Below are 14,570 nucleotides of genomic sequence, written 5' to 3' on the forward strand. Positions count from 1 at the left end.
AGCGTACGCGGTGGACGCGGGCGCGGGCCTTACGGCTTCCGGGCCCAGACTGGGCGGATGCGCCTGATGCTGCTCACCGCCGGTACCCGGGGCGACGTGGAGCCCTTCGCGGCCCTGGCGCGACACGCCGCGTCCCGCGGTCACGAGGTGCGGCTGGCCCTGCCCGACGACGCGGTCGCGCCCGCGGGCGTGGACTGGGTGCGCCTCGACCTGGACGTGCAGCGGATCCTCTCCCCGGCCGGACGCACCCCCTGGGCCCTCGCGCACCACCTGCGCGCGGAGGTGCGGCCCGCGATGCGGCGGACGATCGTCGCGGCGGTCCGCGAGACGGTCGCCTTCGAACCCGACCTGGTGGTCCACCACCCCCTGATCCTCAGCGCGCCGATGGTGGCCGACGCGCTCGGCGTGCCGCGCGTGGTGGTGGAGTTCGCGCCGGTCGCCACCGCCAGCGCGCGCCTCCCCGCCGCCGGAGGCCCCACGGCCACCCGCGACCTCGGTGCGCGCAACCGCTCCACCTACGCGGTGCCGCGCGCCATCGCGCGCCTCTTCGACGGCGACGTCGCGCGCGCCGCGGCCGAGCTGCCGGGCGGTCGTCGTCCCGGCTTCCGCTCGCCGTCGCGCGCGACGCTCATGGCCGTGAGCCCGCAGCTGCTGCCGCGTCCCGACGACTGGCCGGAGCGGGTGCACCAGACGGGCGCCTGGTACGAGGAGGCGTCGGCGGCGTCCCCGGACCCGGTCGTCGCCGACTTCCTGGCCGCCGGGCCCTACGTCGTCGCCTCGTTCGGATCCATGGCGAAGGGCGATGCGTCGGCCCGCGGGCGCGCGATCGTCACGGCCGCCCGCACCCACGGCCTGCGGGTGCTGGTCCTCACCGGGTGGGGCGGGCTCGCGCTGCCGGCGGAGTGCGACGGACCCGACGTGCTGGTGGTGCGGTCGGCGCCGTTCGACCATGTGCTGCCGGGCGCGGCGCTCGCCGTGCACCACGGCGGGGCCGGCACCTCGCACGCCGTCGCCCGCGCGGGCGTGCCCGCCGTCGTCGTGCCGTTCATGGCCGACCAGCCGTTCTGGGGCGCCCAGCTGCACCGGCACGGGGTGGCCGCCGCCCCGATCCCGCTGCGCCGCCTGTCGGCCGACGCCCTCGTGCAGGCGATCGGCGACGCCCTGTCCCGGCGCGAGCGCGCGACCGAGGTGGGCGGGCTCATGCGGCGGGATCGCGGGGTGCGGCAGGCGGTCGACGTGCTCGAGTCCCTCTGACCCGGCGCCCGGCCGCCAGCCACCTCCCCGGCGTCCGTCAGCCGAGGATCGCGCGCATCTTCTCGTAGAACGGCGCGGGGTCGCCGGCCAGCGAGTCCTTGACCATGCGGCTCCAGTCGTCGACGACCACCTCGACGGATCCCGCGACCACGCCGTCGAGCGACGCCCGGGCCACGTCGCGCGGGGCGATCATCGGCCCGTCGTAGCCGGCCATGATGTCGGTGTCCGCGGCGCCCAGGTGCACGCCCTGCACGAGCGTCCCCTGCCCGGCGAGCTCCAGCCGCACCGCGTTCGTCATGTTCCACTCGGCCGCCTTCGCCGCCGCGTAGCCGCCGTTGCCGGACGTCGAGAACCACGACAGGGCCGACAGGATGTTGACGATCGCGCCGCCGCCGTTGGCCGCGAGCACGGGTGCGAAGGCGCGGATCACGCCGAGCGTGCCGTAGAAGTGGGTGTCCATCTCGCGGCGGATCTCGGCCATGTCGCCCGTGATGAGCGCGGCGCCCGTGGAGATCCCCGCGTTGTTGACGACGAGCGTCACGTCCCGCGCGGCCTCGGCGGCAGCGGCCACCGACGCCTCGTCGGTGAGGTCGAGGCGCAGCACCTCGACGCCGGGGATGTCGATCGCCTCGGGTCGGCGCGCGGTCGCGTAGACCTTGCGGGCGCCGCGCTCGAGCAGCTCCTCGACGAAGGTGCGGCCGATGCCGCGGTTGGCGCCGGTGACGAGGGCGACCTGATCCTGGATGTCCATGCGTGTGCTTCCTCCTGCCGCCCGCGTCGTTCGCGGGGTGCGGCGCGGCCTACGCTAGGAGTTGACGTCGACGTGAAGGGCAAGTCCGCCCGCGAGATCGACGCGATCACCACCACGAGGGAAGAGGACGGCATGCTGCGGATCGGCGACGTGGCGGGGCGCGCGGGCGTGAGCACGCGGGCGCTCCGGTACTACGAGGAGCAGGGCCTGCTGCCGGCCGAGCGCACCACGAGCGGCCAGCGCGTGTACCCGGAGGCCGCGGTCGAGCGCGTGCAGCTCATCCAGCGGCTGTTCGCGGCGGGGCTCCCGAGCCGCACGATCCGCCAGCTGCTCCCGAGCGTCGACTCGGGCGTCGCGGCGCCCGAGTCCCTCGCGCTGCTCCGCTCCGAGCGCGACCGGATCACCGCGGCCATCGCCGAGCTCGAGCGCGCCCGGGCGGAGCTCACGCGCGTCATCGACATCTGCCTGCACCCGACCCCGGAGCACTGCCCGGCGCTGCGCGAGGGCGGTCAGGCGGTCGCGGTGCCCGCGGCCGCCTGACCCGTCGCCTACCCGGCGAGGTCGCGGAAGGTCAGCCCCGTGAAGTCGGACGCGCCGCCGACGGAGTGGAGCGCGATGCCCTGGTCCCCGTCCGTGAAGTGGACCTGCTGCGAGAGGACCGCGCGTCCGTCGTCCGCGAAGACCTCCACGCTCTGCATGTCGACGAAGATGCGCAGGTGGATGGAGCGGCCCGCCGCATCGCTCGGGGCCGTCGCGCGCCAGTACGGGTTCAGGGAGTACCCCGGCAGGTCGGACGCCGACCGATCCACGTACACCTCGCTCCCGGTCCTGCCGATGTCGGTGTGCCTGGTCCCATCTGCGGAGCGCCCGACCGACACCCCCATGTCGGTCGCCGTCGTCCAGGCGATGTCGACCTCGAGCTCGTACGCCCGGCCCTCCCACGGGAGGACGACCGTGCCGTCCACGACGCGATCCGGCAGCGCGACGGAGCGCGTGGCGGTGGCCGCGAGCGCCGTGACGGGGGCGCTGAGCAGGCTGTAGCGCCCGTCCGTCTGGCGATCCAGCCGCAGCTCGCGGACGATCGAGTTCTGGCCGTTGTACCCGTCGGACGCGTCGGTGGGCACGTCGCGGTTCGCGTACTTCCAGTTGTTCATCCACGCGATCGCGTAGCGACGCGTCTCGGGCGACTCGGCGACGGGCCACGTGACGGCGGCGTACCAGTCCCAACCCCAGTCGAGCCACTGCGGGGTGAGGTCGTCCGCGATGTACTGCTCCCCGTCCCAGCGGCCGGTCCAATATGCGTAGGTCATGGGCAGGCCGACGCCGTAAGCGTCCATGCTCGCGCCGAGCACCCAATGGCGGCTGCCGTCGTCCGCGGTCATCTCGAACAGATCCGGGCACTCGATGCCCCCGAGCCCGTGGTCGGGGTAGTCGAAGTTGCGTCGCAGCTGCCACGTGCGCAGATCGGGCGACGTGGAGAAGGCCGCGTAGCGCGCCCGTCCGATGACGCACACCCACTCCCCGCGGGCGCTGTCCCAGTGCACCTTGGGATCGCGGAACCACTCGGCGTTGTCGATCTCCGCAGGCGTCGTCGCGGAGCGGCCGTCGGTGTTGACGATCACCGGGTCGGGGAGCGCGGTGAAGGTCGCGCCGCCGTCCGTCGACCAGTGCAGGTACTGCTCCTGGTACTTCCGGATGCCGTCCGTCGGCTGCGTCGCCAGGGCGATGACGGCGCCGGCGCCGAAGCCCGCGGTGTCGGCGGTGTCGACGACGGCCGAGCCCGACCAGACCGGGAAGCCCGGCTGCACCGGGATGGCGGCGCCGTGGTGCGTGAAGTGCACGACGTCCGTCGTCGAGGCGCGGTCCCACCCGCCCGGGCCGTTGTTCTGGTCCGAGTGCAGGTAGTAGAGCTGGTACGCGCCGTCGGTGAACACGGGCCGCTGCGGGTCGCACAGCCAGCCCGCAGGAGGCGTCATGTGGAACCTCGCGCGGAGCGAGGCGGTGGCGGACGTCGTCGTCGCGTGCGTGGATGTCGCTGCCGCGGGTGCGGCGGCGGCTAGGGCGGCCAGCACCCCGCCCCCTGCTGCCTGGAGGACCAGGCGTCGTGAGATGTCGTTCTTCATCGGGACTTCCCTTCGTCGGGTGATCGATCGTCTGATGGGGTCGTGCGCGTCACGCGGGGCCGGGGTCGCCCACCGGGTCCGCGACCGTGAGCTCGACGTCGGCGGCGTCGGAGGACACGGTCGCCGTGACCCCGCCCGACCCGAGCGCCACGAGGTGGGACGAGGCGACGATCCCGCCGTCGACGAACACCTCGAGGAGCGGGCCGTCGACGCTGACGAGCATCCGGCCCGCGAGCCCGTCGCGCAGCGGTGCGTGCGTGGTCGAGGGGAAGTTGGGGTGCACGGCGTCCATGGCCGGGCCGCCGCGCGTGACGGTGAGCACGGAGGCCGCCGCGTCGAGCTCGACCTCGAGCACGACGAACGCGTCGGCCGAGCCTCGGAGGTGGAGCCGCGTGGTCCCCGGACGCACGCCGTCCCAGGTGAGCCCGAGCAGGAAGTGGTCGCCCAGGTCGAGCCGGGTGGGCTCCGCGTGCGCCGCGATGTGGAGGGGCGCGCATCGCGCGAGCCGCTCCACGATGGATGCAGGAGGCCGCTGGACGAGTCGGGGCCCTGCCGTCGTGCTCGCCAGGTCCAGGGTGCGAGGCAGGGACATCGCGCCGCGCCAGGGCGCCGAGGGGATCGCCGCCGCATAGCGCCAGTTGCTCATCCAGCCGAGCATGACCACGGCCGCGTCGGGGGCGTCGGAGAAGGTGACCCCGGCGTAGAAGTCGGTGCCGTGGTCGAGGCGCAGCGGATCCGGTGTCGCCGAGGTGAAGGCACGCCCGTCGAATCGCCCGACGAAGTAGCTCATGGAGGAGCCTCCCGGATCGGATCGGCCGTCCACGGGGTTGGTGCTGAACGTGAGCACCCAGGCGACGTGGTCGGGATCACCGTCGACGGCGAGCGGGAAGAGGTCGGGGCACTCCCAGACGACGCCCTCCTCCCCGTAGGGACCGAAGTCGCTGAGGTGCTCCCACGTGCGGAGGTCCGGGGAGGAGTAGAAGAGGATCCGGCGCTCCTCCGCCTCGACGGCGAGCAGCACCCAACGGGCGGTGCCGTCGTCGTCGGTGACGCGGATGACCTTCGGGTCGCGGAAGGACGAGGTGCCACGATCCAGGACGGGGTTGTCCGGGTCCGGCCTCCAGGTCATGCCGCCGTCGGTGCTCGTGGCCCGGGACTGCGCTTGGTGGCCGTCGTCGTAGGCGCTCGTGTACAGGGCGGTCAGCTCGCGCGAGCCGGGAGACGAGACGACGACCGACCCCGAGTAGATCTGCTCGCCGGGACGATGCGGGAGCGCGACGGGGTGCTCGACCCAGCGCTCCAGGTCGGTGCTCGTCGCGTGCCCCCAGCTCATGTTGCCCCAGTCCGCGCCGAGCGGGTTGTACTGGAAGAAGAGGTGCCACAGGCCGTCGTGGTGCACGAGGCCGTTGGGGTCGTTCATCCAGTTGCGGCGTGGCGTGAAGTGGAACCGCGGCCGCGGGAGGAGGGTGTCCGGCGCGCTCAAGTCGACGCGCGCGGGATCGGCGGGCAGGCGATGAGGTGCGGGTGCCCGGGCGACACGGTCTCCAGGCCGAGCAGCACCCGGATGCCGGCCGCGCCGAGCTCGTAGTGCGGCAGCGCGACGGTCGTCAGGGCCGGGCGCAGATGCGCGGCGATGACGTCCTGGTTGTCGAAGCCCACGACGGCGATGTCCTCGGGGATCCGCAGCCCGTGCTCCCGCAGCCCGTCGTAGAGGCCCATCGCCACGCGGTCGTTGTGGCAGAACACCCCGGTGGCCTGCGACTCGATGATCGAGCGGACGCTCGCGTAGCCGCCATCCTGCTGGGGCGTCGCGTCGAACACCAGCGCGGCGTCGAAGTCGATGTTCGCGCCGGCCAGGGCCGATCGGTAGCCCGCGAGCCGCCCGTCGCGCGCGGGGGAGTCCGTGGTCGTGTTGATGAACGCGATGCGGCGGTGACCGGCGGCGATCAGCTCCTCGGTCGCGGCCCGTCCGCCCTGCTCCTCGTCGGGCACCACGGCGGGCAGGCCGCTGCCCACGGCGAAGCAGTCCACGAGCACGGCGTCGGTCTGGTGCAGCAGGTCGGGCACGCTGATCTCGCGGTGATACCAGGTCGAGTAGAGGATGCCCTGCACCTGGTGCTCGAGCATCATCGCGATCGCCTCCTCCTCCACCGCCGCGTCGCCCTCGGTGTTGGCCACGAGGAGGACGTAGCCGTGCTTCCACGCCTCGTCCTGCGCACCGTGGATGATCTGCCCGGCGAACGGCGTCGTGGCGATGGCGTCCGCGACGAGCCCGATGAACCGGGAGAACCCCTGGCGCAGGGTCTTCGCCAGCGCGTTCGGCCGGTAGCCGAGGCGGATGACGGCCTCCTGGACTCGCTGTCGGGCGTTCTCGCCGATCCGTGCGCCCGGCTTGTCGTTGATCACGTGCGACACCGTGGCGACCGACACCCCGGCTTCCTTGGCGACGTCGCGCATGGTCACCGCGCTCGTGCTGCGTCCGTGCTCCGAGGCGCTCATCCCTTGGTCGCCCCGCTCTCGAGGCCCTGGATCATGGCCTTGTTCAGCACGAGGAACACCAGGAGGAGCGGGGTGACCGAGACGCACACCGCGGCGAACGTCGCGGTCCAGTCCGTGTTCCCCATCGCGCCGATGTAGTTCTGCAGACCGAGCGGGATCGTCTTCAGCCCGTCGGAGAGCACGAAAGTGTTCGCGAAGATGAAGTCGTTCCAGATGAAGATGCTGTTCACCAGGACCACGGTGATGATCGTGTTCGCGGACAGCGGGCACGTGATGCGGAAGAAGATCCGGTACGGGCCCGCGCCGTCCAGGGACGCCGCCTCGTACATCTCCGCGGGGATGTACTCGTAGAACGAGGAGAACAGGTATACCGCCATCGGCAGCGCGAACGCCGCCAGCGGGATGATCATCGAGAGGTGCGTGTCCAGGAGACCCACCCGCGAGTAGTCGATGAACAGCGGCACGAGCGCGATCTGCACCGGGACGATGATCCCGAGCAGGAACAGCGCGCGCACGGCGCGGCTGAACCGGAAGCCCAGCACCTGCAGCGCGAACGCGGCCATCATGCCGGCGACGACGATCACGGCGCTCGCCCCGAGGGTCACGATCAGGCTGTTGACGATGTTCAGGCCCAGGTCGCCGCCCGCGAAGGCGCGAGCGTAGTTGTCCAGCGTGAACTCCGAGGGGAACGCGAACGGGTCCCCGCCCGCGAAGTCCGACGCCGTGCGGAAGCTCGTGATGAGGAGCCAGGCGAGCGGGTACACCTGCACGACGAGGATGGCGACGATCGTCACGGTGAGGAGGGCCCGCCGGACGCGGAGCCGCGGGGAGTACGTCGGGCGCCGACGCGCCGCCCCCGTGCGCGGGAGCCCGTCGGTCCGGTGGTCGAGGGTGGGCGTGGTCATGAGTCGTCCCTTCGACGCAGGAGCAGGAAGATGATGCCGACGGCCACGAGGCACTCGACGACGATGAAGACGGAGACGGTGCTCGCGTACCCGTAGTCGGTGTGCACGAAGGCCGTCTTGTACATGTAGGTGGTGAGCAGCTCCGACGACTGGCCGGGGCCGCCGTTCGTCAGCAGGTAGGGGATGTCGAAGCCGCGCAGGGCGAAGGTGGTCGCCATGATCGTCGTCGTGGTCCACACCGGGCGGATGTACGGGAACCGGACCCTCCAGAACAGCTGCCACCAGGTCGCGCCGTCGAGGCGCGCCGCCTCCTCGAGCTCACGCGGCACGGCGAGGAGCGCGGCGTAGATGATGAGCATGTAGAGGCCGGTGAAGCGCCACCCCTCGGGCACGGAGACCGCGGCGAGGACGGTGGACACGTTCGACAGCCACGCCGTCTCCAGCGAGCCGAGCCCGACGAAGCCCAGGGCCTGGTTGAGCAGGCCCGCCGGATCGAGGGAGTAGATGCGCTGGAAGAGGATCGCGATGGCCACGGTCGAGATGACCGCGGGGAGCAGGTACAGCGTCTTCACCAGCTCGCGGGCGCGGGGCAGCGCGCTCACCAGGCTCGCGACGATGAGCGCACCGCCCAGCTGCAGCACCAGGCAGATGGCCAGGTACGCGAGCGCGTTCCCGAACGACGTCCAGAAGACGTCGTCGCGGGTCAGCATCTTCACGTAGTTGTCGAGCCCGACGAACCTCATGTCGGTGATGCCGTCCCAGCGGAAGAAGCTGAGCACCAGCGACTGGCCGATCGGGAGGAGCACGGCGAAGCCGTAGACGACGAGCGGCGGCAGGAGGAACACGAGGACGGACAGTCGTGATCGGCGCGGGAGCATCGACCCCGGCGCCGGCGCCGGCGCGCGTCGGGGGACTCGCGCCGCGACCTCGCGGGCGGCGGCGGCGGCAGGTCGATCCCCGGTGTTGTCGGCGACCGGTCCCCCGGCCGCAGCCCTCTCGACGAGGTCAGTCATCGCTGTTCTCCGTGAGGGAGGCGTCCATGGTCTCGATGAAGGCGTCCGGGGTGATGTCGCCCTGGACGAGGAGCGTCAGCTCCTGCTGCAGGCGCGTGTTCGTGGCCGGGTCGAGCTGCGTGTCCCACGGCATCGCGATGGTGCTGCCGAGCCCGTCCGCCTGCGCCACGGCCCGCGAGTACAGCGGCGTCGCGTCCGTCGGGATCGCTGTGGTCGCCGTCGTCGTGGGAGAGAGGGCGCCGGTCGCCGCGTAGAGCTCGGGGTAGCGCTGGAGCGCGAAGGCGAGGAAGTCGCGCACCAGCGGGTCGTAGGTCCGGGAGTTCACCGCCATGCCGATCCCCGATGGCGCCATGTACTCGTCCGCGTCGGTCACTGCGCCGTCGATCGTCGGCAGCGTGAAGTAGTCGACCGCGCCGCGCACGCTCGGGTCGAGGGCGTCCGTGGCGAGGTTCGCGAGCTCCCACGTGCCGATGTTGTAGATCGCGGCCTTCCCGGAGGTGAACTGGGCCTGCGCGTCGGCGTACCCGGTCGCGGAGAAGCCGTCCTGGAAGCAGCCGGCCTTGCCGAGCGAGGACAGCCACTCCGCGGCCTTGCGACCGGCGGGATCCGCGAACGACGCCTTGCCGGACTTGAGGTCCTTCAGGTACTGCGGTCCCGCCATGCGGAACGGGTAGTAGGCCATGTAGCGCTCGAGCGGCCACTGGTCCTGGCCGTCCAGCGCGATCGGGGTGATGCCCTTCGCGCGTAGCGCCTCGCACATGGCGGGGAAGTCGTCGAGGGTCGCCGGGATGTCCACGCCCGCCTGCCTCAGGAGGTCGGAGTTGTACCAGAAGAACTCCATCTGGAACTCGAACGGGACCATGCGCAGGGATCCGTCGTCGAAGCGCTGGTAGTCGAGGGCCGCCGTGCGGTATTCGTCGGCCACGCCGAGGTCGGTGAGGAGCGCGTCGACGTCCATCATCCGGCCCTGCGAGGCGAGCTTCTGCGCGAACGGGGTCGCGTCCGTGTCGAACAGCTCCGGCAGCTTGTTCGCCGCCGCGAGGGTCTCGTACTTCTGGATGTAGGAGGGGCGGTCCGGTGTGGTGATGAGGTTGAGGGAGAAGCCGGGGTGGTCGGCGGCGTACTCGTCCGCGATCTTCTCCATCGTGGTGATGACCCCGCCGTCGGCGGGGCGCGAGAGGAGCCAGGAGATCTGGCGCGGGACGATCTCCCCCTCCGGGTGGACGTCCTGCGGATCGGCACCGGAGGTGGCGCCGGCGCAGCCGGTGATCAGCAGGGCGACGGCGGCGGTCGCGGCGGCCAGTGACGAGGCCCTGCGGCGTGAGGTGGGCATGGGTGAGGTCTCCATCGACTCGGTGGTGGGTGGTGCTGCGGGTGGGGTGCGGGAATGCGGGTGAGGGGGCGTGCAGGGTCAGCGGGTGGAGGCGAGGAGCTCGCGGTCGGGTGCTGCGGCGGGCGCGGCGTCGCTCTCGCGGGAGGAGAGGGCGGTGGTGAGGAACGTGACGCGTCCCTCGCCGACGAACACGCCGACGCGGCCGGCGGTGCGGTCGTAGAGGCGCGTGCTCAGCACGACGGCGTCGTCGACCGTGGCGATCAGGAGGTCGCCGTCGACGATCACCTCGAGCGCGTGCACGCCGGGGTCCAGGCGGCAGGGGCGTTCGAGCTCCACCGCGAAGGGCACGTCGCCGGAGATCTGCCACTGCTCCGTCCCCGTGCTCCGACGGGGCCACCGGTCCATCACGAGCCGGTGCCGCTTGGGCTCGAGGCGCACGATGTACGCCTCGTCCCCGTCGTCGCTGGCCCGCAGGAGCACGCCGCACTCGGTCGTCGCCCCCTGGATGTCCATCGTGGTGACCAGGCGGAACGACGCAGGCGCGTCGGCACCCACGAGCGCATGGGCGTACCCGTCCGGTGCGTCGAGGGAGGTCGGCGCGTCCCATATCGAGGCCTCCGGACGGTCGAAGGTGTCCCGCAGCTCCGCGGTGGGATGGAACGCGAGGGTCCCGTCCTCCCGCTGCTCGGCCTCCACCACCGACAGGGTTCCGGCCCACTGCCAGCGGCCGTCGTCGTGTGAGCCCTCGCGGCTCGCGATCCAACCGAAAAAGAAGCGCCGGCCCTCGCGCTCCGCCGACTTCGCGGCGTAGAACGCACGCCCGTCGATCGTGTCGTGCTCAGGGACGATCCACGGACCGTGGAGATCGCGGGACATCCGGTAGCGGGTGGTGAACGCGTCGCTGAATTCCGAGGACACGAGGTACCACCAGCCTCCCCATCGGAAGACCTCCGGGCACTCGTGGGCGATGTACCGGCGGGGGTCCCAGAAGGGCTCGTCCGGGGTCCAGGTGGCGAGGTCGCGTGAGGTGCACTGGGCGATCACGCCCCGCCGCCGCGGAGCGCCGTCCATGTGGCGGGCCGTGATGAGCATCCGCCACAGGCCGGCCTCCTCGTCGCGGAAGACGAAGGGATCGCGCCAGTCGGCCGACTCGTAGCCGTCGGTGGCGCCGAACGTGTGCTGCGGATGCTTCGTCCAGGAGGTCATGCCGTCGTCGCTCGTCGCGTGCATCACGAGCTGCAAAGGCAGCCCGTCCTCGCCGACGCGCTCCGGGTTCTGGCCCGTGTAGAAGAGGTGGTGCACGCCGGCGCCGTCCAGGACGACGCTGCCCGTGTAGACGTTGAAGTCGGCGGCCGACGCGCCGCCGGACTCCAGCGCGACGCCCCGGTCGGCGAAGTCGACGAGGTCCGTCGTGGTGAGGCGGTGCCACGGCATGCCCTCCTTGGGCTGCGCGCGCGTCTCGTGGAGGTAGAAGAGGTGGAAGACGCCACCCTCTTGCCAGGGGATCAGGTCCCCGACCCAGGCATCGGTGGGTTGGTGGAAGCCTCGCTGGTGCATATCACTCCGTCGTGATGATTAATCGGTTATCCAGACCCAAGCACACTTGCGGTGCGTGATCAACCGTTTAATCAGATTCGGCGCGACCGATTCGACGGGCCCTCGCGTCGGCGCCCGGGGAGCGGGGCCCTACGGCCGCTCGTCCACCACGCCCACGAACCGGCTGCCGATCCCGTCGACCTCGCGGCGGGCGAGGCCGAGCGCGGGCTCGGGGAGCTCGTCGGGGGAGTGGCGCTCGCAGGAGAGGTAGGAGAACTCCGGCCACCACTTCTTCGGGCGCACGGCCTCGGTGAAGCCGCAGACCTCGCACGTCAGCTGCACCCAGACGGGCCGCTTGCCGGTGGAGTTGGCGCGGGACTGCGCGAGCCAGGCGGGCGGATCCTGGTCCATCGCGGCGATCTCGGACTCGGGGACGCGCCCCGGGATGCCGTGGCGCGTGGCCATCTCCAGCGGGATGCCCAGCCGCAGCGCGGCCTCTCGTCTCGTGATCATGTCGCTCCAGGGTACGCGGCGGCGTGCGCGGCCTGAGCATCGGCCGAGATGGATTGCGCACAACCTTGTTCCGTGGCAGGGTCGGAGCATGACCGGAACCGAGAGCTGCCCGCCCGTCGACGAGACCGCGCCCCGCGCGCGCATCGCCGACGAGCTCGTCTGCTTCTCGCTCTACACGGCATCGCGATCCACGACCCAGGCGTACCGCGCGCTCCTCGCACCGTGGGGCCTCACCTACCCGCAGTACCTCGTGCTGGTGCTGCTGTGGTCGGGCGACGACCGCACGGTCACCGAGCTCGGGCAGCAGCTCGACCTCGACTCGGGCACGCTGTCGCCGCTGCTCGCGCGGATGGAGGAGGCCGGCTTCATCACGCGGCGTCGCATCTCCGCCGACCAGCGCGTGGTCACGGTCTCGCTCGCCGAGCGCGGCCGCACCGTGCGGGCCGAGCTCGCGCACGTGCCCGCGGCCATCATCCGCGGCATGGGCCTCGACCTCGACCGCGCGCGCCAGCTGCTCGCGACCCTGCACCTACTGACCGCGGGCATGCAGGACGCCACGGCCGAGGCGCTCGCGCACCCCGCGACACGGCCGGCCGAGGCGTCGGCGCGCACCCGCACCGCCTGATCCGCACCACCCCATCCCCACCCACGGCCGCCACGAGCGGCCACGAACGGAAGGAACCGACATGGACGCCCTCTACACCGCCGAGGCCCTCGCCACGGGAGCCGGCCGCGACGGCCGCGTGGCCGTCAGCGACAGCGACCTCGCGCTCGACCTCTCCATCCCCAAGGCCATGGGCGGATCCGGCGAGGGCGCGAACCCCGAGCAGCTCTTCGCCGCCGGCTACGCCGCGTGCTTCCACTCCGCGCTGCAGGGCGTCGCCCGCGCGCGCAAGGTGAAGATCGCCGACTCGAGCGTGGGAAGCCGCGTGAGCATCGGATCCAACGGGCAGGGCGGCTACCAGCTCGCCGTGCACCTCGAGGTCGTCATCCCCGGGGTCGAGCACGACCTCGCGCAGGAGCTCGCCGACCAGGCGCACCAGGTCTGCCCGTACTCGAACGCGACCCGCGGCAACATCGAGGTCGTCGTCACGGTCTCGGACGACTGATGGCCGGCGTCGCCCGCACGTCCTTCCCGCGCACCGCCGCCCGCGTGGTGCTCGGCTCGTTCCTCGCGTTCGCCGGGGTCACGCACCTCACGGTGGCGCGCGAGGAGTTCCGCGCGCAGGTCCCGAAGTCGCTGCCGGTGCCCGAGGACGTGACCGTCGTCGGATCCGGCATCGTCGAGATCACGCTCGGCTCGGCCCTGCTGTTCGCGCGCTCGCGCCGCGGCTTCGCGGGCTGGGCGGCCGCCGCGTTCTTCACGGCGATCTTCCCGGGCAACATCGCGCAGTACGTGCACAAGCGCGACGGCTTCGGCCTCGACACCGACGGCAAGCGCCTCGGCCGCCTGTTCTTCCAGCCGGTGCTCATCGCGGTGGCGCTGTGGTCGACGGGTGCGCTGCGGAAGCGCTGATCCGCTTGCTCCGCCGACGGCGGGACGATCCTCGACGAGGGCGTCCCGCCGTCGTGCGTCAGCCGGGGCGGGGCGTCAGGCGAGACGCAGCACCGTGACGCCGAGCGGCCGGCACATCTCGTAGAGCCTCGCGAACCCATCGGCGTCGTCGAACCACCAGCGGTACGCCGGATCCGGCTCGAGGTCGCCGGCGTCCACGCGGTCGCCGAAGAGCGCCATGGCGCGTCGTCCGGCGGCCTGCCGCGACGGATACGCGAGGCCGTCGAACCCCGCCGTGTGGGCAGCCTCGGCCCAGGCGACCGTGTGCGGGTAGTCGGCCGCATCCGTCGCGCAGACCGAGTCCGCACGCACGCGGAGCGCACGAGGCCCACCTCCCACGAGCGATGCCAGTCGGAGATCCCGCGTCACGATCAGGCGCGAGCAGCGGCGGCCCGCGACGTCCATGCCGCCGACGACACCGCCGGACAGCGGGACGTCGTGGAGGACCGTCTCGCACACCGCGACGTCCTCGGTGTCTCCGGCGTACAGGACCGGGACGATGGGGTCGCCGAAGAACGCGAAGCGGGTCGGCGCGCCCACGCCCGGGTTGAACTCGGATGCGCCGAACCGGGCGGAGTGGATGCGGTGGATGCGCGACCCGACTTCGACGACCTCCGGGATCGCCGTGAACGGCGACGGCGGTGCGGGCGCGCTCACCAGGCGACGGCCCAGGCGCGCGTCGCGGCGTCGAGCACCAGGTCGGGCTCGTCGAGGTGGTCCACCGGGCGGCGCGCGTCCCCGCGGAGGTAGGTGGTCGGGCGGCAGAGCCAGGCCACCACGTCCCGCGACTCCAGCTCGTGCTCGCGCCCGAGCGCGATGAGGCGGGGGATCACGGGCCGGATGGCCTCCGCGTGGAACTGGAAGCCCGGGTAGACGTACCTGTTCGTGCGCCGGAGCCCGAGGATCCTGCCCGCCGTCCGCAGATCGCTCGCGTAGGCGCGGTTCGGTCGCGCGCCGAGCGCGGCCGACACGTCGACGCTCGAGAGGAACCCGAACTCCGCCTCGACGGCCCGCCAGAAGAGCTCGGTGTCGTTCAGGCTGCTGACGACTCCCGTCGGCAGCTGTTCGGCCAGCCGGGAGAGGACGTC

16 protein-coding genes are annotated in these 14,570 nt (G+C 72.1%); 5 read left to right on the plus strand and 11 right to left on the minus strand.

Annotation, left to right across the window (positions count from 1 at the left end; all coding sequences use genetic code 11):
* The first annotated feature begins 57 nt into the window (after positions 1-57).
* Positions 58-1,254 carry a glycosyltransferase gene (locus CMN_RS01770; RefSeq protein ID WP_015489152.1) on the plus strand — a complete coding sequence of 399 codons (1,197 nt, stop codon included), beginning with the start codon at positions 58-60 and terminating at the stop codon, positions 1,252-1,254.
* A gap of 37 nt (positions 1,255-1,291) precedes the next feature.
* On the opposite strand, the gene CMN_RS01775 is transcribed toward CMN_RS01770, so the two are convergent.
* Positions 1,292-2,005, minus strand: coding sequence for an SDR family oxidoreductase (locus tag CMN_RS01775; RefSeq protein WP_015489153.1), 714 nt, complete (start codon positions 2,003-2,005; stop codon positions 1,292-1,294).
* A 72-nt stretch (positions 2,006-2,077) separates the two neighbouring features.
* On the opposite strand from CMN_RS01775, the gene CMN_RS01780 reads away from it, so the two are divergent.
* Positions 2,078-2,545 (plus strand): MerR family transcriptional regulator, encoded by a 468-nt coding sequence (locus tag CMN_RS01780; RefSeq protein ID WP_227077719.1) that lies wholly within the window; start codon positions 2,078-2,080, stop codon positions 2,543-2,545.
* A gap of 8 nt (positions 2,546-2,553) precedes the next feature.
* Here CMN_RS01780 and CMN_RS01785 read toward each other — a convergent pair whose 3' ends face one another.
* From CMN_RS01785 to CMN_RS01820, 8 genes are all read right to left on the minus strand, one after another.
* On the minus strand, positions 2,554-4,128 hold the full coding sequence (locus CMN_RS01785) for a glycoside hydrolase family 32 protein (protein ID WP_015489155.1): 1,575 nt from the start codon (positions 4,126-4,128) through the stop codon (positions 2,554-2,556).
* A gap of 49 nt (positions 4,129-4,177) precedes the next feature.
* Entirely contained in the window at positions 4,178-5,611 is a 1,434-nt protein-coding gene (locus tag CMN_RS01790; RefSeq protein WP_015489156.1) for a glycoside hydrolase family 32 protein, read from the minus strand.
* Positions 5,608-6,627, minus strand: coding sequence for a LacI family DNA-binding transcriptional regulator (locus CMN_RS01795; RefSeq protein ID WP_041465204.1), 1,020 nt, complete (start codon positions 6,625-6,627; stop codon positions 5,608-5,610). The genes CMN_RS01790 and CMN_RS01795 overlap by 4 nt, the downstream gene beginning before the upstream one ends.
* Positions 6,624-7,532, minus strand: coding sequence for a carbohydrate ABC transporter permease (locus CMN_RS01800; protein WP_015489158.1), 909 nt, complete (start codon positions 7,530-7,532; stop codon positions 6,624-6,626). Before CMN_RS01800 ends, CMN_RS01795 begins: the two co-directional genes overlap by 4 nt.
* On the minus strand, positions 7,529-8,410 hold the full coding sequence (locus tag CMN_RS01805; protein WP_015489159.1) for a carbohydrate ABC transporter permease: 882 nt from the start codon (positions 8,408-8,410) through the stop codon (positions 7,529-7,531). The genes CMN_RS01800 and CMN_RS01805 overlap by 4 nt, the downstream gene beginning before the upstream one ends.
* Before the next feature lie 127 nt (positions 8,411-8,537).
* Positions 8,538-9,878 carry an ABC transporter substrate-binding protein gene (locus CMN_RS01810; protein WP_015489160.1) on the minus strand — a complete coding sequence of 447 codons (1,341 nt, stop codon included), beginning with the start codon at positions 9,876-9,878 and terminating at the stop codon, positions 8,538-8,540.
* Between the two features lie 78 nt (positions 9,879-9,956).
* Positions 9,957-11,435 carry a glycoside hydrolase family protein gene (locus CMN_RS01815; RefSeq protein WP_015489161.1) on the minus strand — a complete coding sequence of 493 codons (1,479 nt, stop codon included), beginning with the start codon at positions 11,433-11,435 and terminating at the stop codon, positions 9,957-9,959.
* A gap of 129 nt (positions 11,436-11,564) precedes the next feature.
* Entirely contained in the window at positions 11,565-11,927 is a 363-nt protein-coding gene (locus tag CMN_RS01820; protein ID WP_015489162.1) for a hypothetical protein, read from the minus strand.
* An 88-nt stretch (positions 11,928-12,015) separates the two neighbouring features.
* On the opposite strand from CMN_RS01820, the gene CMN_RS01825 reads away from it, so the two are divergent.
* The 3 genes from CMN_RS01825 to CMN_RS01835 all read left to right on the plus strand — a co-directional run bounded on the left by CMN_RS01825 (position 12,016) and on the right by CMN_RS01835 (position 13,443).
* Entirely contained in the window at positions 12,016-12,552 is a 537-nt protein-coding gene (locus CMN_RS01825) for a MarR family winged helix-turn-helix transcriptional regulator (RefSeq protein WP_015489163.1), read from the plus strand.
* A gap of 61 nt (positions 12,553-12,613) precedes the next feature.
* Complete coding sequence (locus tag CMN_RS01830) at positions 12,614-13,036, plus strand: organic hydroperoxide resistance protein (RefSeq protein WP_011931635.1); 423 nt, start codon at positions 12,614-12,616, stop codon at positions 13,034-13,036.
* Positions 13,036-13,443 (plus strand): DoxX family protein, encoded by a 408-nt coding sequence (locus CMN_RS01835; RefSeq protein WP_015489164.1) that lies wholly within the window; start codon positions 13,036-13,038, stop codon positions 13,441-13,443. The genes CMN_RS01830 and CMN_RS01835 overlap by 1 nt, the downstream gene beginning before the upstream one ends.
* Positions 13,444-13,518: 75 nt before the next feature.
* Here CMN_RS01835 and CMN_RS01840 read toward each other — a convergent pair whose 3' ends face one another.
* Positions 13,519-14,139 (minus strand): RES family NAD+ phosphorylase, encoded by a 621-nt coding sequence (locus CMN_RS01840; RefSeq protein ID WP_015489165.1) that lies wholly within the window; start codon positions 14,137-14,139, stop codon positions 13,519-13,521.
* Positions 14,136-14,453 (minus strand): hypothetical protein, encoded by a 318-nt coding sequence (locus CMN_RS01845; protein ID WP_041465205.1) that lies wholly within the window; start codon positions 14,451-14,453, stop codon positions 14,136-14,138. The genes CMN_RS01840 and CMN_RS01845 overlap by 4 nt, the downstream gene beginning before the upstream one ends.
* Positions 14,454-14,570 lie beyond the last annotated feature (117 nt).

It is taken from the genome of Clavibacter nebraskensis NCPPB 2581 (assembly GCF_000355695.1).
In the GTDB taxonomy this organism is placed as follows: domain Bacteria; phylum Actinomycetota; class Actinomycetes; order Actinomycetales; family Microbacteriaceae; genus Clavibacter; species Clavibacter nebraskensis.

Excerpts from the sequence above, each read along its gene's own strand:
- CMN_RS01770 (WP_015489152.1), top strand. The coding sequence starts at position 58 with ATGCGCCTGATGCTGCTCACCGCCGGTACCCGGGGCGACGTGGAGCCC.
- CMN_RS01775 (WP_015489153.1), bottom strand. The coding sequence starts at position 2,005 with ATGGACATCCAGGATCAGGTCGCCCTCGTCACCGGCGCCAACCGCGGC.
- CMN_RS01785 (WP_015489155.1), bottom strand. The coding sequence starts at position 4,128 with ATGAAGAACGACATCTCACGACGCCTGGTCCTCCAGGCAGCAGGGGGC.
- CMN_RS01795 (WP_041465204.1), bottom strand. The coding sequence starts at position 6,627 with ATGAGCGCCTCGGAGCACGGACGCAGCACGAGCGCGGTGACCATGCGC.
- CMN_RS01800 (WP_015489158.1), bottom strand. The coding sequence starts at position 7,532 with ATGACCACGCCCACCCTCGACCACCGGACCGACGGGCTCCCGCGCACG.
- CMN_RS01805 (WP_015489159.1), bottom strand. The coding sequence starts at position 8,410 with ATGCTCCCGCGCCGATCACGACTGTCCGTCCTCGTGTTCCTCCTGCCG.
- CMN_RS01810 (WP_015489160.1), bottom strand. The coding sequence starts at position 9,878 with ATGCCCACCTCACGCCGCAGGGCCTCGTCACTGGCCGCCGCGACCGCC.
- CMN_RS01815 (WP_015489161.1), bottom strand. The coding sequence starts at position 11,435 with ATGCACCAGCGAGGCTTCCACCAACCCACCGATGCCTGGGTCGGGGAC.
- CMN_RS01820 (WP_015489162.1), bottom strand. The coding sequence starts at position 11,927 with ATGATCACGAGACGAGAGGCCGCGCTGCGGCTGGGCATCCCGCTGGAG.
- CMN_RS01825 (WP_015489163.1), top strand. The coding sequence starts at position 12,016 with ATGACCGGAACCGAGAGCTGCCCGCCCGTCGACGAGACCGCGCCCCGC.
- CMN_RS01830 (WP_011931635.1), top strand. The coding sequence starts at position 12,614 with ATGGACGCCCTCTACACCGCCGAGGCCCTCGCCACGGGAGCCGGCCGC.
- CMN_RS01835 (WP_015489164.1), top strand. The coding sequence starts at position 13,036 with ATGGCCGGCGTCGCCCGCACGTCCTTCCCGCGCACCGCCGCCCGCGTG.